Here is a 6,948-nt window from a genome sequence, read left to right as displayed (position 1 = left end):
ACCCTACGCCGTTTCGTGGGGTCTCGACCCGGGGAGGCGGTCTCGCGGAAAGGGGGCGGGGCGCGTGTCAGCCGCGGTGGTGGCCGAGCACCTTCACGATGATGCCGCGGCGGCGCAGCTCGCCGATCGCGTGCGTCTCCTCGTCGACGGTGCGGCCGAGGGCGTGCTTGTCGGCGACGACCACGACGTCACCGTCGGTCAGGCGGCCGAACAGGCGTGTGAGCCGCTCCGCCCAGCTCTCACCGGTCTCGGGCGCCGGATGCCGAAACCCCTCGATCGGCACGCCGAACTGTGCGAGCGCGTCGCGCTGCGCGATCACCGATGGCAGATCGTCGCGCGCGACCACGAGCCCTACCAGGCGCGAACCCGCGGGCCGGGCCGTCCACCAGCCGTTCTCGGACACGATCGTCGGCACGGCCTCGGTCGTCGCAGGCAGCGCGATCGACTCGGCGTAGTCGGCGGGCGCGCGCCCCGCCGCGTGGGCGGAACGGTCGGACGTGGGGTCGGTGGTCATGGCATCCATTCTCACCTACACCGGCGTCGCCGCCGAAACGCACCGGCCGCCGAAACGGCCCCGCCGCCGAAACGCCCGCCCGCCGAACGCCCCCGTCAACGAGACGCACCGACACCCGCGCCGAGTTCAGTCCCGGTCCTCTTCGCGCCGAAGCTGGATGCTGAGTTGGTCGGCATCCAGCTGGGCCAGCGCACGCCGCAGGCTCGCGGATGAGTACGAGCCCTCGCGCGACAGGTCGACGAGCCGCTCCCGCATCGCCTCGATGAGGGCGATGCGCAGATCGATCACGCCGCCCGCCGAGATCTCCGGTGCGTCGTCCGGCGGGGCCTCCATGCGCTCGGCGAGCTTCTCGAGAACCTCCGGCGGATACGGGGTGCCGTGGGCATCCGTGAGGCCGGGTGCACGCAACCGCTCCAGGGCCGCCGTGTGCAACTCGTCGTCGAGGCGTTCGCGTTCCTCCGCAGCCATCGGGCCGTCGGCCGCGGAAGGCGGGAACTTCAGCATCCGGATCACGACCGGCAGCGTCAGACCCTGCAGCATGAGGCTCACGAGCGCGACGAGGAACGCCGTCAGGATCAGCAGTTCGCGCACCGGTGTGTCCTGCGCGAGCGTCTGCGCTGCCGCGAGCGTCACGACACCGCGCATGCCCGCCCAGACGATGACGGTACCGTCCTTCCAGCCGAGCGGCGAGGCCTGATAGTAGTCGAGGTCGTGCATGGCGCGGCTGACGCGAGCGCGCATGCCGTCGACCCGGCGCTGCACCGTCCCGGGGTCGCGCGGTCGGGCCCGAGCGACCTTTCGCACGGCCTTGCCGATGCCCGATCCGCCGGTGCGAACCTGCTCGGCGATGCCGCCCGCATCGCCGACACCGTCCGCGCCGTCCGTTCCCCCGTCTCGGGCGCGAGCGTCGTACGCGACCGGATCGAACGCGTCGAGCCTGTCGCTCAGCGCCTGCAACTGCTCCCTGCCGCGGTTGCGGGCACGCCGCGCGAGCATCGCCACGAGCGCCGAGACGTACAGCGCCCGCACGACCAGCACGATCCCGAGCGCCGACAGCGCCAGCACGGTCGCGACCCCGGGCCCGTTGTGCTTGGCGAAGTTGGCGTCGAGGATGCTGCGCAGCTCCAGTCCCATGATGAGGAAGACGGCGCCCTCCAGCAGCAGCTCCACGGTGTGCCAGTTGAGCTCGTCCGACACACGCTGCTCGGGCGTCGACCACCGTGCCGCACCCTGGCCGGTCGTGATGCCCGCGGCGACCGCCGCCACGAGTCCCGACCCGCCAAGGTGCTCCGTGGGCAGGTACGCCACCAGCGGGATGGTGAATCCGAGCGCGGTGTTGGTGACGGGGTCCCCGATCCATCGCCGCACGCGCAGGCTCACGAGACCGACGATCACTCCGATCACGACGGCCGCCAGTACGCCCCATACGAAGGAGCCGAGGGTTCCCCAGAACGAGAATCCCGCGGCGGATGCCGCGACGGCGCTTCGCAGCAGCACGAGCGCCGTCGCGTCGTTGAGCAGGCTCTCGCCCTCGAGCATCGTGATGACGCGTGGTGCGATGCCGAGTTTCTTGGCGATCGAGGTCGCCACGGCATCCGTCGGGCTGAGGATCGCCCCGAGGGCCACCGCGAGCGGAAAGTCGACCTCCGGAATGACGAGCCAGAACAGCAGGCCGAGCGCGAGCGCACTGATGACGACGAGCAGCACGGCGAGCCCCGCGATCGGGACGGCATCGCGACGGAACTCGACCGCCGGCAGACGTACGGCGGCGGCGTAGAGAAGAGGGGGCAGGATGCCGACGAGGATGACCTCGGGCGGCACGGAGAACGCCGGCAGGAACACCGAGGCGATGCCGCCGATCGCCACGAGGATGAGGGGACCGGCAACGCGCAGGCGCCGCGCGAGCACCGTGGAGGCCGCAATCACGACGACGGCGAGAATGATCAGCCAGACGAGCTCTTCGATCTCGACCTCTTCCATCGCGGACTCAGATCACGCCGAGCTCGCGGACGGCCTCGCGCTCGGCAATGAGCTCGGCGACCGAGGCGTCGATGCGGCTGCGGGCACGATCGCCGAGGTCGAGGCCTTCGACGATGCGGTATCCGGATCCGTCGCTCGTGACCGGGAACGAGGAGTACAGACCTTCGGGCACGCCGTACTCGCCGTGGGAGAGGACGGCCGCGGACGTCCACGCGCCCGCGCTTGACGCGCCCGTACCCGCGGCGCCCGTCCCCACGCCACCGGTGCCGAGCACGCCACCACCGGTGCCGAGCACGTCGTCGTGGACGTGCGCGATCGCCGCGTTCGCGGCCGACGCCGCCGATGACGAGCCGCGCACCGCGATGATCTCCGCGCCGCGCTTTGCGACCCGCGGGACGAACTCGTCATCGAGCCAGGCGGTGACCGCCTCGGGGCTGCCGAGGAGGTCTTCCAGCACGTCGGTCGCGAGCCGGCCACCGATCGTGGCATGCGCGACGTCGGGGAACTGCGTCGCGGAGTGGTTGCCCCAGATCGCGAGGTTCTCGATCGCCGAGACCGCGGCATCCGTCTTCTCGGCCAGCTGCGCGACGGCACGATCATGATCCAGGCGAGTGAGCGCGGCGAAGCGGTCGCCGGGGATGTCGGGGGCGGATGCCGAGGCGATCAGCGCGTTCGTGTTGGCCGGGTTTCCCACCACGACGACGCGGATGTCGCTTGCAGCCACCTCGTTCAGGGCGGCGCCCTGCGGCCCGAAGATCCCCGCGTTGGCGGCGAGCAGATCGGCGCGCTCCATGCCCGCCGTGCGGGGACGCGCTCCGACGAGCAGCGCGAGGTTCGCGCCGTCGAAGCCGGTGCGCGCGTCGTCGGTGATCTCGACGTGCTCCAGCAGCGGAAAGGCGCAGTCCTGCAGCTCCAGCGCGGCGCCCTCGGCGGCCTTCAGGCCCTGCGGGATCTCGAGCAGGCGCAGCCGTACCGGGCGGTCGGGACCGAGGAGGGCGCCCGCGGCGATCCGGAACAGCAGGGCGTAGCCGATCTGGCCTCCGGCGCCGGTAACGGTGATGGTCGTGGCATCCATGCCTATAACCTACGGGTGCGCTCCCGCGGGTGCACTCGCCCAGGCGGTACGGTGAGGCCATGACGTTCAACAGCAACGCCGACGTGAGCGGGAGCGGCGCGACCCGGCGCGGTCCCGGTGGCGGCGCGATCGTCGGCGGCATCGGAGGCCTGGGAGGTCTCGGCGCGATCGCCGTGATCCTGCTGCAGATCTTCACGGGCGGGGACTTCACGAGCCTGCTGGGTGGGGTCGGCACGCAGGGGGCGCCCGCGCAGGAGACGGAGATCGCCAACTGCACGACCGGCGCCGACGCCAACACGAACGACGCGTGCCGGCTCGCGGCCGGGTCGAAGTCCATCAACCAGTTCTGGGCCGGCCACGTGCAGGGCTACCGGCCACCGCAACTGGTCATCGTCGATGGCCAGACCCCGACCGCGTGCGGCACGGCATCCAACGCGACGGGCCCCTTCTACTGCCCGCCCGAAGAGACGGTGTACATCGACCCGACGTTCTTCGGTGTGCTCGAGCAGCAGTTCGGCGACGAGGCCGGCCCGCTCGCGCAGCTGTACGTCCTCGCGCACGAGTACGGGCACCACATCCAGCAGATCACGGGCATTTTCGACCGGTATCCCTCCAACGGCACCGGACCGCTCAGCAACGGCGTGCGCGCCGAACTGCAGGCCGACTGCTTCGCGGGGGCGTGGGTGGCGGATGCCGCGAACACGACCGACGAGAACGGCGTGCCGTTCCTGCAACCGCCCACCGAGGCCCAGATCCGCGACGCCCTGGAGGCGGCGGCGACCGTCGGCGACGACCACATCCAGGCACAGTCCGGCCGGGTCAACCCGGAGAGCTGGACGCACGGATCCAGTGAGCAGCGGCAGCGCTGGTTCGTGACGGGGTATCAGAGCGGTGTCGGCGCATGCGACACGTTCGCCGTGGGGAGAAACCTATGAGCGCATCGTCCTCGTCGAGCGGACCGGCGCATCTCGACGGCATCCTCTATCCCGAGATCGAACCGTACGAGACCGGATTCCTCCTCGCCGGCGACGGCCAGCGCGTCTGGTGGGAACAGTCCGGCAACCCCGACGGAAAGCCCGTCGTCTTCCTGCACGGCGGCCCCGGTGGAGGGACGTCGCCGTGGCAGCGGCGGTTCTTCGACCCCGCGGTCTACCGGATCGTGCTGCTCGATCAGCGCGGGTGCGGAAGGTCGACGCCCCACGTGAGCGCCCCCGATGCCGAGCTGCGCTTCAACACGACGTGGCATTTGATTGCCGACATCGAGTTGCTGCGCCGCAACCTCGGCATCGACAGATGGCAGGTGTTCGGCGGATCGTGGGGTTCGGCGCTCGCGCTCGCGTATGCGCAGTGCCACCCGGATGTCGTCAGCGAACTCGTCCTGCGCGGCATCTTCACGCTGCGTCGACACGAGTTGGAGTGGTTCTATGAGGGTGGTGCCTCGGCGCTGTACCCCGACCTGTGGGAGAAGTACCTCGCGCCGATCCCGGTGCTGGAGCGCTCGCGGCTGATCGAGGCGTACCACCGGAGGCTCACCGATCCCGACCCGGCGGTGCACGAACCCGCCGCCCTCGCCTGGACCACGTGGGAGGCCGCGTCGCTGACGCTGCTGCCCGATCCCGACCTCGTGGCCGCGATGACCGAGCGGGCCACGGCGATCGCCTTCGCCCGCATCGAGAACCACTACTTCATGCACGGCGGGTGGTTCCGCGAGGGGCAGTTGATCGAGGACGTCGGTGCGATCCGCGGCATCCCCGCCGTCATCGTGCAGGGCCGCCACGACGTGTGCACCCCCATGATGACCGCGTGGGACCTGCACCGGGCCTGGCCCGAGGCGGAGTTCGTCGTGGTGCCGGATGCCGGCCATTCCGCGACCGAGCCGGGCATCGCCCGCGCGCTGCGCGCCGCCACCGACCGCTTCGCCTCCTGACAGTCGCCGCGACGCGGGGTGTGATCTGGCGGCACTGCTAGAGTGATCTCACTTGCAGCATCCGTTCGCGATGCTCTTGCGTCGTAGAACGCTTCCCTCGCCGCCCGGCTCTGGACAGCACCGGACCGGATGATCGGCTGACAACTTTCGTACGGCGAACCTGTGCCGACACTCGCGCGCAGGCCGAACCGATCCGGGCATCCACGCCCAGAAACTCTCCATGACTGACATCACCTTCGGCGCGCTCGGCGTGCCCGCGCCCCTGCTCGACGTCCTGACGAAGGACGGCAAGATCACCGCGTTCCCGATCCAGGTCGACACGCTGCCCGACACGCTCGCCGGGCGCGACGTGCTCGGCCGCGGCAAGACCGGTTCGGGCAAGACGCTCGCCTTTTCGATCCCGATGGCGGCGCGCCTCGGGGGAGCGCTCGCCGGCGGATCGCGCCGCGCGGGCCGCATCCTCGGCCTCGTCCTCGCGCCCACGCGCGAACTCGCGACGCAGATCAACGCGACCCTCGAACCGCTCGCCGCGGCCTACGGCCTGAAGACCACGACGATCTTCGGCGGTATCAACCAGAACCGCCAGGTCGCCGCGCTGAAGGCGGGCGTCGACATCGTCGTCGCGTGCCCCGGGCGCCTCGAGGACCTCATGAAGCAGGGCTTCGTGTCGCTGGATGCCGTCGAGATCACCGTCATCGACGAGGCCGACCACATGGCAGACCTCGGGTTCCTGCCTTCGGTCACGCGCATCCTCGACAGAACGCCGCGCGGCGGCCAGCGGATGCTGTTCAGCGCCACGCTCGACAATGGCGTGGACAAGCTCGTGCACCGGTTCTTGCAGAACGAGGTGCTGCACTCGGTCGACGAGGCGACCTCGCCCGTCGCCGCGATGACCCACCACGTCTTCCTGGTGGAGTCGGTCGAGGCGAAGAAGGAGCTCGTCCGTACGCTCGCGTCGGGCACGGGCCGCCGCATCCTGTTCATGCGCACCAAGCACCACGCCAAGAAGCTCGCGCAGCAGCTGACGGCACAGGGCATTCCCGCGGTCGACCTGCACGGCAACCTGTCGCAGCCGGCGCGCGACCGCAACCTCGCGGCCTTCGCGACTGGCGCCGCGAAGGTGCTCGTCGCGACCGACGTCGCTGCGCGCGGCGTGCACGTCGACGACGTCGAACTGGTCATCCACGTCGACCCGCCGATGGAGCACAAGGCGTACCTGCACCGCTCGGGTCGCACGGCACGCGCCGGGGCCACCGGCTCGGTCGTGACGCTCGTCCTCCCCGGCCAGGAGAAGGACGTCAAGGACCTGCTGCGCAAGGCCGCCATCTCGGTCACCCCGGTGCGGGTCTCGGCGACGTCCCCCGAGGTGACGGAGCTCGTCGGCGAGGTCGCCCCGTACGTCGCGCCCGCCCCGAAGGCGGAGCAGCCCGGTCGTGGCGGCCAGGGCGGCGG

Annotated in this window: 6 protein-coding genes; 3 read left to right on the top strand and 3 right to left on the bottom strand. The window is 70.8% G+C overall.

Going from position 1 to position 6,948, the window contains the following annotated elements:
* Positions 1 to 67: 67 nt before the first annotated feature.
* The 3 genes from WBP48_RS14470 to WBP48_RS14460 form a co-directional block, all read right to left on the bottom strand.
* Positions 68 to 523 carry a dehydrogenase gene (locus WBP48_RS14470; RefSeq protein WP_424441456.1) on the bottom strand — a complete coding sequence of 152 codons (456 nt, stop codon included), beginning with the start codon at positions 521 to 523 and terminating at the stop codon, positions 68 to 70.
* A 117-nt stretch (positions 524 to 640) separates the two neighbouring features.
* Positions 641 to 2,494, bottom strand: coding sequence for a cation:proton antiporter (locus WBP48_RS14465; RefSeq protein WP_424441455.1), 1,854 nt, complete (start codon positions 2,492 to 2,494; stop codon positions 641 to 643).
* A 7-nt stretch (positions 2,495 to 2,501) separates the two neighbouring features.
* A complete protein-coding gene (locus tag WBP48_RS14460; RefSeq protein ID WP_424441454.1) occupies positions 2,502 to 3,569 on the bottom strand; it encodes a malate dehydrogenase in 1,068 nt (355 codons plus the stop codon).
* Between the two features lie 59 nt (positions 3,570 to 3,628).
* Between WBP48_RS14460 and ypfJ the strand changes: the two genes are divergently transcribed.
* From ypfJ to WBP48_RS14445, 3 genes are all read left to right on the top strand, one after another.
* Complete coding sequence (gene ypfJ / locus WBP48_RS14455; protein WP_424441453.1) at positions 3,629 to 4,504, top strand: KPN_02809 family neutral zinc metallopeptidase; 876 nt, start codon at positions 3,629 to 3,631, stop codon at positions 4,502 to 4,504.
* Positions 4,501 to 5,496, top strand: coding sequence for a prolyl aminopeptidase (gene pip / locus WBP48_RS14450; RefSeq protein ID WP_424441452.1), 996 nt, complete (start codon positions 4,501 to 4,503; stop codon positions 5,494 to 5,496). Before ypfJ ends, pip begins: the two co-directional genes overlap by 4 nt.
* Positions 5,497 to 5,716: 220 nt before the next feature.
* On the top strand, positions 5,717 to 6,948 hold a 1,232-nt coding region (locus tag WBP48_RS14445), incomplete at its 3' end, for a DEAD/DEAH box helicase (RefSeq protein ID WP_424441451.1).

Origin of the sequence: Microbacterium sp. (assembly GCF_049661145.1) — a bacterium.
Classification (GTDB): Bacteria; Actinomycetota; Actinomycetes; order Actinomycetales; family Microbacteriaceae; genus Microbacterium.
This window is presented reverse-complemented; position numbering and strand designations above follow the sequence as displayed.